The organism is Nostoc sp. (assembly GCF_036917975.1).
Lineage (GTDB): Bacteria > Cyanobacteriota > Cyanobacteriia > Cyanobacteriales > Nostocaceae > Nostoc.
In genome coordinates this window covers 12,573-28,253 of record NZ_JBALEJ010000100.1, presented here as the reverse complement: position 1 = coordinate 28,253, position 15,681 = coordinate 12,573, and the positions used below count along the sequence as shown (strand labels likewise).

Here is a 15,681-nt window from a genome sequence, read left to right as displayed (position 1 = left end):
TGAGTATTAATTTTCCACTTGTTTGAGTTTTTGAAAAATTTCATCAAGTGGTGACTCAGATTCATCAGAACAAAATTCTAAAGCAAGTCTAACTTTTCCTTTTTTCCATCCCTGAGTGCTAAATTGCAAAACTTCACAATTTAATCCTTGGGTATACAAATTTACTTCATCTGTCTCTTCTGCTCCAATATATTCCTTAATTGCTGTAATCAAATCACGGACTTTAAAAGTTTTAGCAATATTTAACTTATTGAAAGTGTTTGGTTCTATAGACACAACTTCATCATGATTTAGTCTCTCAAATCCATCTTCCATAAAAATCTCCTGTCACTAAATCTATATTTTCCAGAGATATAACAGTTCATCCGAAATAAAATAATGATTTTAAGGTTATGGCAGTTTTCTGTTGAGTTCAATACAGACCTAACCCCCAGTCCCTTGCCTTACAAGGGGAAGGGGGTAAGATTCAAAGTCTCTCTCCTAAAAAGGTCAGAGTGTATGGAATCACTGTATTAGAAAAACCAACCGTAAGAATGCAGACCTTTACCTAAAAGATTCACACCGAGATAGCAAACCCAAACGACAAGCAAGCCGGCGGAGGCTAAAATTGCAGGACTGCGCCCTTGCCAGCCGCGAGTAATTCTGGCGTGAAGGTAGGCGGCGAAAACTAACCAAGTGATTAATGCCCAAGTTTCTTTCGGGTCCCAACTCCAGTAAGAACCCCAGGCTTCGTTAGCCCAAACACCACCAGCAATGATACCAATTGTCAGCAGAGGAAATCCTAGTCCAATGATGCGATAGCTGATGTTGTCAAGGGTTTCAGCAAGGCTAAGGCGTTGGGGTGAAAGGGGTTCAGAATTTGGAATTTCGGATAGCGAAGCGTTAGCGAGTCCTCGAGCGTCTTGCGGATTTTGGATTGGGGTTGTTGTGACTAAACCCAAAACAGCGGTGTTCGCGTTGCCGTTGCTACTACTTTCAAAACGAGCAAAGCCGTTATTTTCGATAGCGGGGGCTGATGGTTGAGAAATTAGTTCAGTGGCTTTGTGCAAGCGGTAGCCATTGCTGCGATAGCCGCCAGTACCAACAGAACTGCCTTGTAGTTGGATGTTTTGACCGCGAGTGACAATTAAAAAAGCGATCGCTAATAATGAACCCACCATCAAGGCAGAATAACTCAACATCATGACACTGACATGCATCATCAGCCAATTTGACTTCAAAGCAGGTACTAGTGGTTCTGACGCCTGCATCTGGGATGGTAGTGTCATAGTAGCAAAAGCTGCGATCGCCATTGCCACCGGAGCTGTAGCAACTCCTACTAAGCGGCTACGGCTACTATTTTCGGCAATCAGATGGACGGCGGTAATTCCCCAAGTTAGGAAAAACAGAGATTCATAGAGATTACTTAAGGGAAAGTAACCAGCTTCGATCCATCTTGCACCCAATAGAGTAGCTATACACAAATTTGCGATCGCCATCCCAGCTGTCCCCAAAGCGGCTAGATAAGGCAGATTTGGAAAAGCCGCTCCTCCCCAATAAACCAGCATTGTCAGGAATAATATGGCAAAGGAGGCATTGTCCAGCCAATTCTGGAGTACAACCAGATTCATAAAGTCTTCTCTCCGTGGATAATTTAAAATATTGATTCTTGACTGTTTTGATCCTATATGTTTAAAGGGAAATAGAGAATGGGGCATTGGGCATTGGGCATTGGAGACTGGCGAAGATAAGTATCTAGATTCATATCCCAACCAATCTTAAAAGAATTTCTTTCCCAATCCCCAGTCCCCAGTCCCCAATCCCCAATCCCCAATCACCAGTCCCCAATCCCCTATCTAGTTTCTGGAGTAGGCAAAGCAGTCGCATTAGTAACTTTTTTGAGTGCGATAAAAATGTCGTAGGTGTTACTACGACTGTCGCTGACAGCAGATGTCATCCCAATTGAGCGCGTTGCATCTAGCAAAGTTTGTTGATTGGGAATTAGAGTTGGTAATGGAAAATTTTTCACAGTTTTTTCCACATCCAGAAAAAATTGACCATCTGTCGGATTTGGTTCTGTAGGAACTGTTTGTTGGAAGGCAAGAGTGTTAGCTAGCGTGTTGTTGGGTTTAGGAACAATTTTATCCGTAATCGGAGCGCCCACTACCAAGAAGGCGACATCTCCATCTAACCAACCGTGGGTAGCAGTTAAGGTACCATAAGGTGAAATCCAGTTAACAACAGGTTGTCCAGCGACTTTCCCCGGTTGAACTTGGAACTGGTATTGATTTCTCATCACATCATCAAGCTGTTTTAAGGATGCTTCAGCTGAGTTGCGATTTTTTCCCTCTACCATAAACACTAAGCCAGAACGAAAATCATCTGGTGAACCTGCTTTTGGAGTAGTCGGAATCACTGATAGAGAAAATTCACCTTTCATCCAACTGAGTAAATCCTTATCTAAATCAAGATTGGTAAGAGATTTTACACCACCTCGTAGCTGTTCTGGTGCGATCGGCGAGAGGGGATTTCCCTGGGATGTTAAAACATAATCTCCCCACAATCGCTGTAAGTTGCCCCCCGAAAGCATCATTAAGGTTTCGGCTGGTAGGCGGCTTTGCATTTTGCCAGCTTTGTTTTCCACTGCCAGCACTCTTTGACTATTAGGGTTTAGCCAAGAAACGCCCTTGAAGCGGATTCCTTCTGACTCTAAGGTAATTGTCCCTGCTAAACCTTGGTTATTTTGCAGTTGAGCCAAAACTTGAGCAGGTAAAGGGCGATTTGGAGAGGCTGCGGCTATTTTGGCTGCTGTTGGCACATTTACATAAAACTGGGCAAAGGGTTGGTAATCGGCAATTTTTGGGAAATTCTCGGCAAAGCCCCCTGTTGTCGCTAAGGATGTTTTATTTTTGTAGGCATCGATCGCTCTTTCTGTAGCTTTAGGATTATCAGTTATAACTAAAAAACGCCCATCTAGTAATGCGGCTGAGAAGTTTTCCCCTACTTGTCCCTCACTTTGTTTGATGGCGAACCCTTGATAAGTACGGTCAATCCATTTACCTTGTTTAAGGGTTTTGGGTTGTGCCAAAATGCTTTTGGCGATTTCTGGGTTTTTTACTGGCAATACCATTACCATCGACTGCTGATCGCTACCAGCATCTTCGTTAGTAGTAACTGGCTTGGGTGTAGGTTTACTCACGATTGTCGGGGCAAGGATTGCGATGGTAACGTCATTGCCTACCCAAGGAGCGATATCTTTTTGGAAATCGTAACCATTATTAGTCAGAAAGCGATCGCGTAACTGGACTAAATTTTTGTCCAGTTCTGTTTGGGTTTCTCTTGTCCCAAACTGCCGCAACTTCTGCCACTGCTGGGGATCTGTTGTTAAAGAAACCGCAAACAGGGCATCACCAGGAATAATATTTGCCCCTACTAGCAAATCGCTAGAAGATAGCCGTCTCTGAGCTAACAACCAGTATGCTGCACTCCCCGCACCAATCAATAACCCAGCAGCCGAGAGCGTCAGCACCAGAGATGGTTTCTTATTTTTTTTCATCCGAACAGACACAAGAGGTAGTGCCATTGAAACCTATACCTCATACTTGCAAACTCATTACTTACTTGATTAGTTAAATTAACCAATAAATTTCTCGTTATCTAGGACAGTTAACTGCATAAATTTTTCGATCCTAAAAATTGATGATATTTCCGTAATCAACCTTCCCGAATGTTTCAAAAGCAGTTCTTTCGTGGTTAGTTACCTTTTTTAACACGCTTTCTTGAATTTCGCAGGATACTTCCTTTAAACGGTTGCCTCTATCGGCAAGTCTCCAAAAGTTCACATCCGTCATTTCAAGCACTTCGAGGATATAACTAACTTGGGCATTGCTGCAAGTTAGTTATATCCACACCAGCTTCTATTTACAGAGCTTCCACCCGTTGTATTAACTTTATCTAACCAAGATCAATTCAGTGTCCGAGATTTCGCATCGATTACCAATCTTCCAAGTCAGATATGTTGTTAAACGATCATTTTTGGGAATTGGCATCAAAATGATACAGAATGGATGTTATTTTTGCTGAGAAGCAACTGGTAATTTGTTGAGAAATAAAAAATTAAAAATCAATTAAATACTGTAGACAGTGCCTACCCTACAACAATAGTGTTATTGAAATTGGTGCAAAGTTCTCATGCCCTGGGGCACACTGCCAAGGATGAAAAACTTTTAAATAATACTAGGCCTCAGCATTAACAGCACTCAACTGCATAGGCCCCAAATATTTGGTTAAATAAGGCGAAAAAACTTCATAAATTAAAGTCAATGGCTGTCCATGATGCCAAAACAAGTAGTGGCGGCCCCAAAAAGGCCCAGTTACATCAAAACCCGACTGTAGTGCTGATGAGTCACCGTAGTAAATCCCTCGAACATCCCGATACAACTCTGTGCGAAGACGAGCTAAACTTGCCCAAATTGGTAATGAACGGTTTTGCAAATACTCATCGATATGACTGGCTTCCCACCAAGAAGTAGCATAGGCTAATCGCTGACCAGAAACAGTACGTAGCCATACTTGTCGTCGCAGTCGAGGTCCTGGGACAGCTTGGATTAACTCAGGAGCAGCATCCAAGTCCATACCAATCAATGACATATCAATAACATCTACTTCTACAGGTTCACTCGTGAGCAATTCTAAGTGACGTGTTGGGGAGCCGTCACCCAAAAGCATTAGCTGCCAAGCTGGTGCTAGCTGAGTGTGAGGTAAACTTTGTTGAATTATTTCCTCTCCTCCTTGCCAAATCGGAGCGAGGCGATGCCAAACTGGTGGCACTGTTAGGTTGTTTGTGGGCGTAAAAGTAATAGTCAATGCTTTTTACAAAACTTCACGTATCTCTATAAAAGCATAAATTAGGAGTCAGAATACAGAATTCAGAATTCAGAATACTCCACCCATAAAGGGATAGAGTTTTAAGGCGAGAATATTTAATACTAGTTTGGCCCACTATTCCACTCGCTTTTAACCAATATTCATTATCCAGTCGTACAGAATTCAACCCTGAATTCTTCTTATTATAAAAAACTAGTACTTTGACAATGCAAACTTGACTAGTATTTAGTAACACTTAAATACTTTAGACAATCACTAGAGTACTAACTAAAACTTATATTTAAGGGTCAATAGTCTGAGGTTTTTTTATCCTTGACTATTGACCCTATGGTTAGACAAGCTAAAATGCGGATGGCGAGACTCGAACTCGCAAGGCAAAGCCACACGCACCTCAAGCGTGCGCGTATACCAATTCCGCCACATCCGCATGGTTTGTCTAAAGATAGACTATAGCATAAGAAAATAATTATAGTAAGGTGATATCTAAATTCAGTTGCTCAAAAATATAAATTTTTTCAAGGCGGTATCAGACTGACAGAAATCTAGCAGCTGCACAAGTGATATTAAAAAGGGTAGAGCGACTGTGTTCGGCGCGGTGCGATGCCTGCGGCGGGCGTAGCCATCGCGTACCTGCCCGCCATAAGCGATTGCAAAAGCCCAGCTTGGTAGTCTAGCCAAGACTTACAGCAGCAATGTTGTTAGTGTAGTAAGACCCTTAAAGGCAACCAGCCTGCAATCTTACGTTTGCTTAAAATCAGGGTGGCGAATCTCCTGTGATAATTTGAAACAACGCTTCTGCATTATTTCAAATTGGATCAGAGAAAATGTCAATCTACTGGTAATGATATCGAAACTAAAAAATGAAGTTTGACAAAATATTAATTGCCAATCGGGGAGAAATCGCCCTTCGCATTCTCCGCGCCTGTGAAGAAATGGGGATTGCCACAGTTGCGGTTCACTCCACCGTTGACCGTAATGCTCTCCACGTCCAACTTGCTGATGAAGCGGTTTGCATTGGCGAACCTGCTAGCAGTAAAAGTTATTTGAATATTCCCAATATCATTGCTGCTGCACTGACGCGCAATGCGACTGCCATTCATCCAGGCTATGGCTTTTTGGCAGAAAATGCCCGGTTTGCGGAAATCTGTGCCGACCATCATATTGCTTTTATCGGCCCAACTCCAGAAGCTATGAGACGGATGGGTGATAAATCCACTGCCAAAGAAACCATGCAAAAAGCTGGAGTACCAACAGTACCAGGTAGTGAGGGATTGGTAGAATCCGAGCAAGAAGGATTAGGATTCGCCAAGGATATCGGCTACCCAGTGATGATTAAAGCTACAGCCGGTGGCGGTGGACGGGGTATGCGCCTAGTGCGTTCTGAAGATGAGTTTGTCAAACTTTTCCTCGCAGCCCAAGGGGAAGCCGGAGCAGCTTTTGGTAATTCTGGCGTTTACATCGAAAAATTTATTGAACGTCCCCGCCACATCGAATTTCAAATTTTGGCGGATAACTATGGTAATGTAATTCACTTGGGTGAACGCGATTGCTCAATTCAGCGCCGGAATCAAAAGCTACTAGAAGAAGCACCTAGTCCGGCTCTCGACCAAGACCTACGTGAGAAGATGGGACAAGCTGCTGTTAAAGCTGCTCAATTCATTAATTACAGTGGGGCGGGTACTATCGAGTTTCTCTTGGATAGATCCGGTAAATTCTACTTTATGGAAATGAACACCCGAATTCAAGTAGAACACCCTGTAACAGAGATGATTACGGGGATAGATTTAGTTGCTGAACAAATCCGCATTGCCCAAGGGGAAAGACTCAAGCTTACCCAAGACCAAGTAGTATTACGAGGTCATTCGATCGAATGCCGAATCAACGCTGAAGACCCCGATCATGACTTTCGCCCTTCTCCTGGACGGATCAGCGGCTATCTTCCCCCCGGTGGCCCTGGTGTTAGGATTGATTCTCACGTTTACACTGATTACCAAATTCCGCCTTACTATGATTCCTTGATTGGCAAGTTAATTGTTTGGGCCCCAGACCGACCCACTGCTATTAACCGGATGAAACGCGCACTGCGGGAATGTGCCATCACTGGACTACCCACTACCATCGGGTTTCATCAAAAAATTATGGAAACTCCACAGTTTTTGCAAGGTAATGTCTATACAAATTTTGTGCAGGAAATGAACGGTTAGGGGATTGGGGACTGGGGATTGGGGAGTAAGAATTTTAGATTTTAGATTTTGGATTTTAGATTTAAATTTAATCCAAAAGACGCTCTCTACGAGACGCTAAAAGCGAACGCGGACTCGCTTGCCGCCGGCGCTATCGTCAATCCAAAATCCAAAATTGAATTGCTCAATGCCCAATGCCCCATCCCTAATTCACACGAGATAGCATAGTCAGCAATCCTTGTTGACCTAGTAGGATTTCTCGCAGCAGGCTAAAGATACCAACCCAAATAATAGGTGTAATGTCTACCCCACCTATAGGTTGCACTAGCTTTCGCAGTGGGATTAAAAATGGTTCAGTGGGCCAAGATATTAAATTAAAAGGCAAACGATTCAGATCCACTTGCGGATACCAAGTGAGAATGATACGAAATATAAATAAAAACGTCATCACCCCTAATACAGGGCCAAGTATCCAAGCAGTCAGGTTAACACCAGTCATCGGTTTCAGCTACTATCTATCTGTAAAGAAAGAAAAAATTTGGGCAACGGCAAGCTGCGCTTTGCGTAGGCGTAGCCTGTCGTAGACATCGCCACAAAAAAAGTTTGAAGCTTTGTAAAGCACTCTCATCATCATTTTAACCAAATGCTGCCACTTCCTTCTGGAATAGAAAAGCAAACTCTCTCACAGCAGTTACCAAGTTTAGAAGTTCGGAGTTAGAGGCTTCTCAAGAAAGTAATACACTATTAAAATTAGGATGAAGTGTGTAAAAAAAGGTTTAGAAGTATGACCCCTTCTTTAGCAAATTTTCTTTGGAGTCTGGCTTGGGGTGCTGCAATTGTGGTAGTACCTGCTACAGTTGGTCTAATTTTCGTTAGCCAAAAGGATAAAATTCAGCGTTCATAATGCTTATGAGAGTTAATTTAACTCTCATAATCGATTGTCTGTCAGCTATCTACTTAATTGCACTAAAAGCAGCAATTTCTGCTGCTGGTGGCGGTTGTAGATGACCAAGCCCCGTTGGGGCGGGAGTAGGGGGTAGGGAATAGGGATTAAAAGAATTCTTTCCCAGTCCCCAGTCCCTACTCCCTGTTCCCTACTCCCTGTTTGCTGACAGAAGTATGTGTTTTTACTTTTCGGTGAATAGCTTCAGAGCTTCTTTGCCAGAGGCTTTGAAGCTTCAATATTTCGTGACTAATTACAGTAGTGATTTTAATTGTGACTCGCTAACATAGATTTGATATTGGGAAAACAGCAATGATAAATTTTGGGCTGAACTCAGCCAGTTTTCTGGCTCAGGTAAATTTTGGAGCAAACTCAGCCAGTATTCTAGGAATTTTCCTGGCTGTGGCTGGGGCAGCACTGTATTTTCTCCGCACTGTGCGTCCAGAATTGTCACGGGATCAAGATATCTTTTTTGCGGCAGTCGGCTTGCTTTGCGGCTTCATTCTGGTGTTTCAAGGATGGCGGCTAGACCCAATTCTACAATTTGGTCAATTACTTTTAGTTGGCACAACTGTATTTTTTGCAGTTGAAAGTATTCGCCTGCGGAGTATAGCTACCCAACAAGCAAAGCGCAACACTCCGATTGTGGATGAAGATCGACCAGTTAGCGATCGCTATTCGTACAACGATCGCAGAAAGTATCAAGCTGAAATGGATGCAGACTTAGATCCACTGCCTTATGAAGAAGAGGATCGCCCCGTGCGTCCCCGAATTCGGGGTAGTAGGGATGAGATTTCAACACGTGATGACTACTACGAGGAGCAACCCCCCCGTCGTACAGAACGCCGCAACAGCAGCAGTAGTGAAAGACAGACTTCAGGGGATAAAACACGTAGGCGGACTTCTGGTCGTCCTGTGAATCGCCCTTCTGAAAGTTCTGAAGAGGAAAATTGGGGTTCTTCATCTAGGCAAGTTGATGATTGGGAAAGTTCGAGTGGGGAAGTCAGAAAACCTTCTCGCCGCAGTAATAATAGCCCCCAGCGTCCCGAAATTCGTGAAGATGATGTTTCTCCCAGACCGAAAAGGCGTCGTCCATCCACTGACTCAACTCCTCGAAGACCGCGCGAAGATGATGATGCAATCCCAACTGATTATGTGCCATACAATCCAATTGAAAAACCAAATGAGCGACCAGATAATTTGACCGATTTTGATGACGATGTTTAAAACATTTGGTGTGGAAGTAGATTTAGAGGCGACGGAAAACAGTTGAGGTGGAAAAATTTACGCCGACATTTTGGCTCCAAAGACCAATTCATTGGAGCCTGGTTTTTGGTTTAGCAAGTTTACTTGTATCTTGTGGTTCTAATGATATCTCCATAGGGCCTACTTCCCTCAACAGTCGCTACACCGAGGAGCAACCTGCTTTGAGTGGAAATGGGCGCTTTTTAGCGTTTGTATCTAATCGAAATGGTAATCAGCAACTCTTGGTATACGATTTGGAGAGGCAACTGTTTATTAGCACACCGGGAATAAACCGACAGGAGACAATTGCCGAAAGTCCAAGTTTGAGCTACACCGGGCGTTATATTTCTTATCTTACTAGTGACCAAGGTAGACCAGTGGTAGCGCTTTACGATCGCGCTACACAACAGTCGCAAATCGTCACACCCATCTATCGCGGCTGGGTCAGAAAACCAAATATCAGCCCAGATGGACGTTATATTGTCTTTGAAACCGCTACCCGTGGTCAGTGGGATATTGAAGTCTTAGACCGGGGACCAAATATTGAGTTAGATATTCCTAATGGTGCAACTGTAGGTTCACCTCCATAGGAGTTAGGAGTTAGGAGTTTGGAGAGACGCGATTAACAGTAAACCAAAAAGTGGCTCTTCGGTTATTTTTATGGAGAACCCGGTTCAAAACCCTTGAAAACCTTGCCCTGTAAGCATTTCATTCAAAACAGTGCCATAACTCTTTATAACCCTTGCCCCACAGGGGTTTTGTTACAATCAATCCTCAATCACCATAAAAGGGACGCAAGAGCCCAAAAAGCGATCGCACCCAACCACCAAAAACAAAACCCCACAGCTAGAGACACACTACGGGGTAGGAATTGGGGTTCTGAGGGAATGGGGGAATTGATTGGGTGTGACGGGGTTAGGGCTGGGAGTGTCAATCCGCTTGTATTCTCTTCCTAAATTCAATTAGGGCTTGTTCCTCTGTACTAACTACAACGCGGTTAGGTTTTGCCCTCATATTTGTTAAATAATATTGAAAAGCCTCCTCATCATCTGGATGTGTTTTTACATAAGTTCTCAGTTCGGCTTCGCTTAATTGTTGATAGTTACTCATTGAATTAACAAACTCCGTGGGTTTAAGTCCCCCGGTTCAATAACCGGCAAGTTTTGGGTCGGGGTCTAAATCCACGTCACAAAACTTACTTGCGACTTGCGACTTGCGACTTGTTTTAATTCCTCACCGTTACTTAAAATTTCTACTTGAATTGTTTCGCCTATTAACACTACGATTCTTTGAGAGCGTGTATCGTAGCGAGTTAATTCAATTGTTCTTAATAGATTGCTTGCTCGTACACATACGCGGTAGAAGGTTTCTAGCTGTTCTATTGTAGGATGCAGTGGTTTGATTATCTCCTCAGAATTTTTATTTTTTGTACTACCACCTCTAGTTTCACCTAAAGGTCAAACAGTTATGCAAATCATATGTCAAAACATTATAGGCTGTGGATCACAGGGTCTACAGTCTGCCAATGAAAATAAATCGGCATGGACGCGCCAAGGTTCTTACTCAGCAAGAGATACAGCTAATCTTCAGTGGTGGCTTAGACAATGACCGCGATGGCTACGCCCGCCGCAGGCATCACACCTTCCCAGTGATTGATTAATCGCGTCTGTACCTTAGGAGTTAGGAGTTGTGAGACTATTGACTAATGACTAAATTACTAATTATATGAAACGTATTTTTTTTATACCTGTATTTTTCTGTTTAAGTTTATTGACTGGGTGTTTTGGCTACCCTCGAATTTTGAGTTATCCCTTTGATCCGGGGGGTCGGAGTCTCAATAGTTTATCGTCGGAGTTAGACCCCCAAATCTCTGGGAGATACATTGTTTTTATTAGTGACCGACGGGGTAGCCAAGATGTTTATATGTTTGATACGGTAACTCGTGATTTGGTTGATTTGCCGGGTTTAAACTCTTTTGATGCGATCGCAAATCATCCTAGTGTTTCCCAAGATGGTCATTATATTGTCTTTGGTGCTAGCCGTCAAGGGCGATCGGCTATTTTTCTCTACGATCGGGAAACACGTCAATCACGGAATTTGACTAATAACCTGCAAGCGGAAGTCCGCAACCCTACAATTAGCGCTGATGGTAGCAGGATTGCCTTTGAGTCCAGTAATAATGGGCAGTGGGATATTTTAGTATATGACCGTTATGGACAGCCGTTGAATATACCTCAAGAGCCGCGTTGAGATTGGGGACTGGGGACTGGGGACTGGGGACTGGGGACTGGGGACTGGGGACTGGGGACTGGGAAAGAATTCTTTTAATCCCTATTCCCTACTCCCTACTCCCTACTCCCTATTCCCTATTCCCTATTCCCTACTTCTTGTTGCACAGATTCAATTAGCGATCGCACTTGTTCTGTCCCCTCTGAAGGTTCAAATGATCGGGGAAATTTACCCCGGAGGATCATTCGCAAACCGAGGGGTGCAAGACTGAGTAATCCTTTTAAATCCTGAAAATAATTACCGACAACTTGTAAACCAAATTGACGTTCATCAATCCAACCACCTTCTTTAACTAAATCTACCAATACTTTTCGGTGACGAATTGAGCGACTATCACTCTTTTGTTTCTGGGCGAGAATTTCTTGTTTAACTTTGGTGATTTGTTCTAATGGTGCAACTTCCATTGGACAAACTGAATCGCAGTACAAACAACGGGTGCAACCCCACACGCCTTTAGTACCTTCGTTGTAGCTTGCTAAACGATTTTCGGTATCGCTATCGCGGGAATCTGCTACCATTCGGTAAGCTTTGGCAAGGGCATGAGGCCCTACAAAGTCGGGATTAACTTCACGGGCGTTGCATTCAGAGTAACAAGCACCGCACATAATACAGTTACCAGTTTGATCGAGGCGCGATCGCTCTTGTGGTGTTTGCAAAAACTCTCTTTCTGGTACTTGTCGTGCTGCCGTACTCACATAAGGGGCAACTTCCTCAAGATTATTCCAGAAACTACTCATATCTACAACCAAATCTTTAATCACGGGCATATTGCCAAGAGGCGCGATCGTGATTTCAGGAATCGCATTTACTTTACTTGGGGATGATGGTATTTGTTGTAATCTGGCAAGTTCACTGCCAACATTTTCTTTACAAGCTAAAGCCGAACGCCCATTAATTCGGATAGCACAGCTACCACAAATGGTATTGCGGCAATTTTTGCGAAATGCCAAAGTTCCATCTTGCTCCCACTTAATCTGATTCAGGCAATCCAAGATTGTATTACCTGGTTCTGCCTCTAGCAGGTAGGTTTGTACAACAGGGGAGGAATTTTGTTGCTGTCGAATGACCTTAAAAATAACTTCCATAACCACTAACCAAAATTTTAAAATTGCTTCGCCAGCCTCAAAAATCATCAGTCAAGCAGGTAGTTCCGAAAAGTGAGCTATACTTTTTTGCCCTTAATTCAAACTCTGATGTTAATAGGCTGACGATTAAAGGGTAACTGATTCTAGTTTAAGGATAACCATTAAAATTTTACTTGTAGCAGCCCTGTAAGCAAGATTTTTGTCAAATTCTGAGTTAAAACGCCAAAAGTATAATCGCCGCTTTGCATTGAATTTACCTGTTTGGGAATATAAAGGAAAGAGGGTTTGCTTAAAAAGGAACTTAGGTTAATTTTTGACCTAGCGAGCATATCCAAATGAAATGCATGTCAGGTTAGCAACACATCTTGATGTCAACTAGAGTCAAGCAGTCCTGACTCTAAAATTCTGCCTTCGCTACCGCTTGACAGAATTTTTTGATTATGAGTACTCCAAGTAAAAAAATGCCCAATTGTCATTGCGAACGCGAGTGCGTCTCGTAGAGAGCGAAGCGAAGCAATGACGGGTTTTGGATCATTTATTTTTTGGAACACTCTATATAGAAGTGTGAAAACCCATGTTTAATATATAGTAGTGGCAATCAATCACTAGGCAGATGTTAAGAGATTTGTTCTTCCCATAGACAGACGTGCAAAATCCTCTTACCACTTTTGACCTGAAGATAATAAACCGAGGAAAAATCCTCACCACTTTCAAAGAAAAGTTAGAGAACCGCGAAACCCTGATACGCGAGACTTTTTGGTTTTTGGCTTGCTCTCAATCAAGAAAATATTGGATTGAACTCATTGGTCAAAACTGCTCGTCTCAATTATATAAATTTTTATAAAATCTAGATGGCAATGCTCAGGCTTGCAATAAAGGGTTAGGAAAATCGTCACTGCTTTTTCAACTTTCAAGTCCAGGAATTTAAATAAAAATTTACTAGCAACTTTAATTCAAAATTAAACAACTATTTTGCTATTATTAGTCCATGCTAGTATTTAATATAAAATTACGAAGTGACAAAACCAGAATCAATAGCCGTATCAGCGCGGTTACTACTGCTTTGTTGATTCGTAATGTAGAGACAAGAGAATTCGCGTCTCTACTGGCAGGACAAAAGGGCATAAGCCCGTAGGACTCTATTGAAATACTATGCTGTCCTAAGCTTGAGAGGACGAGTAGAGAAAACTCTACTTGCTCATTGGCAAGAAAGGCAAGCACTGAAAGTGAAAAACCTGCAATTTTTGGGGTCTACGACTTATTTGCAGTAGAACCTACCCGATTTGTAAAGGTGGCTGAAAGTTACACCGCTACAGTAGCGCCAAAGGAAAAAATAGTTTTCTTTCTGATGGCGAATAATGGTTAAAAGTGCCGTAACATCACCAAAATTAATGTCTATGGCAACTATGGCCTCTAGTTGGTTGTGGACAACCATATATAGAAGTGCCTTTGGCTCCTATCGGCAGGAATTCACCCGTTACACTAGGGTCTTGAGTAGCTCTATGCAAATGCTAAAAAGTCAAATGCCAGCATAAGACTACATCGTTTATCAGCTTGGAGAGAGTAAGGAAAATTTGAGCATAATGACTGAAACTGCAACCGCGCCATTAACCGGAAAAGCACTACTTGCTAAAGTAAAAGAACTTTCCACATTACCACGCCGAGAAAGAGCTAAACAGTGTGGCTATTACACTGTTACTAAAAATAACCAGGTTCGTGTCAATCTCACTGATTTTTATGATGCTTTGCTATCTGCTAGGGGAATTCCTCTAAGTCCAGAAGCACCTAAAGATGGTCGTGGCCGCGAACCGACATACCGGGTTAGTGTCCATCAAAATGGTCAGATTGTAATTGGTGCTACATATACCAAAGCAATGGGCTTAAAGGCTGGAGATGAGTTTGAAATTAGACTGGGATACAAACATATTCACCTGATTCAACTAGGTGAAAGTGATAAAAAACTAACATCACAAGATATAGATTCTGACGAATCAGACGAAGATTTGGAAGACGAAGAGTAAATTTGCTGATGGTAGGGATAAGTTTCAGGTGATGATAACTTGTCCCTAACCCAATAGCAAACTGATAACCAGGTAAAAAATACGATTAGACCCCTTGCAGAAGTCACCAAATTTAGTAGAGTCTTGATTAATCGGCAAGAAATCTATAATGCAATAAGTCTATCGTGTTTTTTTATTTATTTTGATAACTTTCTTTGAGCCTTCGGTCAACGCCTTACTGGCATTTATCGAAAATGCACCAGCACTAGTGATAGTGGTGGCATTTTTTATTTGCTGGATAGTTTGCTGGTTGCCAGTAGCAACAATATCAGCAATATTGCTAAATTGGCAACCCCTTAAACCTTTGCAGCCAGAGCAGAAGATGCCATTATTGGTGTCACTTTACCTATTAGCTCCTCTGATTCTCTGGGGAGTTGTTTGGCTGACTAATAAATCTTTTTCAGATTACGGCTTTGTTGGCAATCTTTCAACTCTTGGTTATTTAGCGCTAGGTTTTGCTTTGGGAGTCGGGAGCCTAGCTATTGTATTTGGTGGACAATTCGGGTTAGGTTTATGTTCTTTTGAAAAAACGAATTTCAAGTTACTACTACCCATATTGCTACCGATTTTCTTGATCGCGTTGTTAGTCAGTGGCATAGAAGAGTTAATTTTTCGCGGTTTCCTGTTCACAGAATTAGCGCAAGATTACCCAGTTTGGGTAGCAGCAGTAATTTCTAGCTTGATTTTTGCCTTGTTACATCTGGTTTGGGAGCAGCGCGAAACTGCACCCCAACTGCCTGGATTGTGGCTGATGGGAATGGTGCTAGTGTTGGCACGCTTTGCCGCCAGTGGTAATTTGGGTTTAGCTTGGGGATTACACGCGGGATGGGTATGGGCGATCGCTACCATAGATACAGCAGAACTAATTACATACACTGGTATTGTCTCTGACTGGTTTACCGGTAAAAATAAAAAACCCCTAGCTGGCTTGGCAGGAATTATTTGTGTACTGGGAACTGGAGTAATTATCTGGTTATTCTCTAAGTATTTTAATTTCGCATAGAAGACCC

Annotated in this window: 15 protein-coding genes, 1 tRNA gene and 1 pseudogene; 8 read left to right on the top strand and 9 right to left on the bottom strand. The window is 42.6% G+C overall.

Annotated features, from left to right (window positions below; translation table 11 throughout):
- Positions 1-6: 6 nt before the first annotated feature.
- The 5 genes from V7K76_RS31390 to V7K76_RS31370 form a co-directional block, all read right to left on the bottom strand.
- Positions 7-315, bottom strand: a complete 309-nt coding sequence (locus tag V7K76_RS31390; RefSeq protein WP_334777256.1) for a KGK domain-containing protein — start codon at positions 313-315, stop codon at positions 7-9.
- Positions 316-512: 197 nt separating this feature from the next.
- On the bottom strand, positions 513-1,610 hold the full coding sequence (ccsB, locus tag V7K76_RS31385; protein ID WP_334777255.1) for a c-type cytochrome biogenesis protein CcsB: 1,098 nt from the start codon (positions 1,608-1,610) through the stop codon (positions 513-515).
- Positions 1,611-1,831: 221 nt separating this feature from the next.
- On the bottom strand, positions 1,832-3,562 hold the full coding sequence (locus tag V7K76_RS31380) for a DUF3352 domain-containing protein (protein ID WP_334777254.1): 1,731 nt from the start codon (positions 3,560-3,562) through the stop codon (positions 1,832-1,834).
- 653 nt (positions 3,563-4,215) lie between these two features.
- Positions 4,216-4,845, bottom strand: coding sequence for a chorismate lyase (locus V7K76_RS31375; protein WP_334777253.1), 630 nt, complete (start codon positions 4,843-4,845; stop codon positions 4,216-4,218).
- A gap of 367 nt (positions 4,846-5,212) precedes the next feature.
- Positions 5,213-5,293 (bottom strand) — tRNA-Leu (locus tag V7K76_RS31370).
- 433 nt (positions 5,294-5,726) lie between these two features.
- On the opposite strand from V7K76_RS31370, the gene accC reads away from it, so the two are divergent.
- The gene (gene accC, locus V7K76_RS31365) at positions 5,727-7,070 is read left to right on the top strand and encodes an acetyl-CoA carboxylase biotin carboxylase subunit (protein ID WP_334777251.1); all 1,344 of its coding nucleotides are present in this window, start codon (positions 5,727-5,729) and stop codon (positions 7,068-7,070) included.
- A 184-nt stretch (positions 7,071-7,254) separates the two neighbouring features.
- On the opposite strand, the gene V7K76_RS31360 is transcribed toward accC, so the two are convergent.
- Complete coding sequence (locus V7K76_RS31360) at positions 7,255-7,548, bottom strand: YggT family protein (RefSeq protein ID WP_292853255.1); 294 nt, start codon at positions 7,546-7,548, stop codon at positions 7,255-7,257.
- A 285-nt stretch (positions 7,549-7,833) separates the two neighbouring features.
- Between V7K76_RS31360 and psbX the strand changes: the two genes are divergently transcribed.
- From psbX to V7K76_RS31345, 3 genes are all read left to right on the top strand, one after another.
- Entirely contained in the window at positions 7,834-7,953 is a 120-nt protein-coding gene (gene psbX, locus V7K76_RS31355; RefSeq protein WP_334696052.1) for a photosystem II reaction center X protein, read from the top strand.
- Between the two features lie 351 nt (positions 7,954-8,304).
- Positions 8,305-9,219 carry a Ycf66 family protein gene (locus tag V7K76_RS31350; RefSeq protein ID WP_334777249.1) on the top strand — a complete coding sequence of 305 codons (915 nt, stop codon included), beginning with the start codon at positions 8,305-8,307 and terminating at the stop codon, positions 9,217-9,219.
- A gap of 47 nt (positions 9,220-9,266) precedes the next feature.
- Positions 9,267-9,827, top strand: a complete 561-nt coding sequence (locus tag V7K76_RS31345; RefSeq protein ID WP_334777248.1) for a TolB family protein — start codon at positions 9,267-9,269, stop codon at positions 9,825-9,827.
- A 340-nt stretch (positions 9,828-10,167) separates the two neighbouring features.
- Here the strand turns inward: V7K76_RS31345 and V7K76_RS31340 are convergent, their stop codons facing one another.
- Together V7K76_RS31340 and V7K76_RS31335 are read right to left on the bottom strand one after the other, a co-directional pair.
- Positions 10,168-10,347 (bottom strand): DUF6887 family protein, encoded by a 180-nt coding sequence (locus V7K76_RS31340; RefSeq protein ID WP_334777246.1) that lies wholly within the window; start codon positions 10,345-10,347, stop codon positions 10,168-10,170.
- Positions 10,348-10,412: 65 nt separating this feature from the next.
- A complete protein-coding gene (locus V7K76_RS31335) occupies positions 10,413-10,619 on the bottom strand; it encodes a DUF6888 family protein (protein ID WP_442936695.1) in 207 nt (68 codons plus the stop codon).
- Between the two features lie 143 nt (positions 10,620-10,762).
- Between V7K76_RS31335 and V7K76_RS31330 the strand changes: the two are divergent.
- Both V7K76_RS31330 and V7K76_RS31325 read left to right on the top strand, forming a co-directional pair.
- Positions 10,763-10,852, top strand: a pseudogene (locus V7K76_RS31330) (site-specific integrase); the annotation flags it as partial.
- Between the two features lie 110 nt (positions 10,853-10,962).
- Positions 10,963-11,487 (top strand): TolB family protein, encoded by a 525-nt coding sequence (locus tag V7K76_RS31325; RefSeq protein ID WP_334777242.1) that lies wholly within the window; start codon positions 10,963-10,965, stop codon positions 11,485-11,487.
- 116 nt (positions 11,488-11,603) lie between these two features.
- On the opposite strand, the gene V7K76_RS31320 is transcribed toward V7K76_RS31325, so the two are convergent.
- On the bottom strand, positions 11,604-12,611 hold the full coding sequence (locus tag V7K76_RS31320; protein ID WP_334777308.1) for a succinate dehydrogenase/fumarate reductase iron-sulfur subunit: 1,008 nt from the start codon (positions 12,609-12,611) through the stop codon (positions 11,604-11,606).
- Between the two features lie 1,583 nt (positions 12,612-14,194).
- On the opposite strand from V7K76_RS31320, the gene V7K76_RS31315 reads away from it, so the two are divergent.
- Positions 14,195-14,632 carry an AbrB family transcriptional regulator gene (locus V7K76_RS31315; protein WP_094350106.1) on the top strand — a complete coding sequence of 146 codons (438 nt, stop codon included), beginning with the start codon at positions 14,195-14,197 and terminating at the stop codon, positions 14,630-14,632.
- 178 nt (positions 14,633-14,810) lie between these two features.
- The gene (locus V7K76_RS31310; RefSeq protein WP_334777307.1) at positions 14,811-15,674 is read left to right on the top strand and encodes a CPBP family intramembrane glutamic endopeptidase; all 864 of its coding nucleotides are present in this window, start codon (positions 14,811-14,813) and stop codon (positions 15,672-15,674) included.
- Positions 15,675-15,681: the final 7 nt, after the last annotated feature.

Coding starts and splice junctions, on each gene's coding strand:
- V7K76_RS31390 (WP_334777256.1), bottom strand. CDS start 315: ATGGAAGATGGATTTGAGAGACTAAATCATGATGAAGTTGTGTCTATA.
- ccsB (WP_334777255.1), bottom strand. CDS start 1,610: ATGAATCTGGTTGTACTCCAGAATTGGCTGGACAATGCCTCCTTTGCC.
- V7K76_RS31380 (WP_334777254.1), bottom strand. CDS start 3,562: ATGGCACTACCTCTTGTGTCTGTTCGGATGAAAAAAAATAAGAAACCA.
- accC (WP_334777251.1), top strand. CDS start 5,727: ATGAAGTTTGACAAAATATTAATTGCCAATCGGGGAGAAATCGCCCTT.
- V7K76_RS31360 (WP_292853255.1), bottom strand. CDS start 7,548: ATGACTGGTGTTAACCTGACTGCTTGGATACTTGGCCCTGTATTAGGG.
- psbX (WP_334696052.1), top strand. CDS start 7,834: ATGACCCCTTCTTTAGCAAATTTTCTTTGGAGTCTGGCTTGGGGTGCT.
- V7K76_RS31350 (WP_334777249.1), top strand. CDS start 8,305: ATGATAAATTTTGGGCTGAACTCAGCCAGTTTTCTGGCTCAGGTAAAT.
- V7K76_RS31340 (WP_334777246.1), bottom strand. CDS start 10,347: ATGAGTAACTATCAACAATTAAGCGAAGCCGAACTGAGAACTTATGTA.
- V7K76_RS31325 (WP_334777242.1), top strand. CDS start 10,963: ATGAAACGTATTTTTTTTATACCTGTATTTTTCTGTTTAAGTTTATTG.
- V7K76_RS31320 (WP_334777308.1), bottom strand. CDS start 12,611: ATGGAAGTTATTTTTAAGGTCATTCGACAGCAACAAAATTCCTCCCCT.
- V7K76_RS31315 (WP_094350106.1), top strand. CDS start 14,195: ATGACTGAAACTGCAACCGCGCCATTAACCGGAAAAGCACTACTTGCT.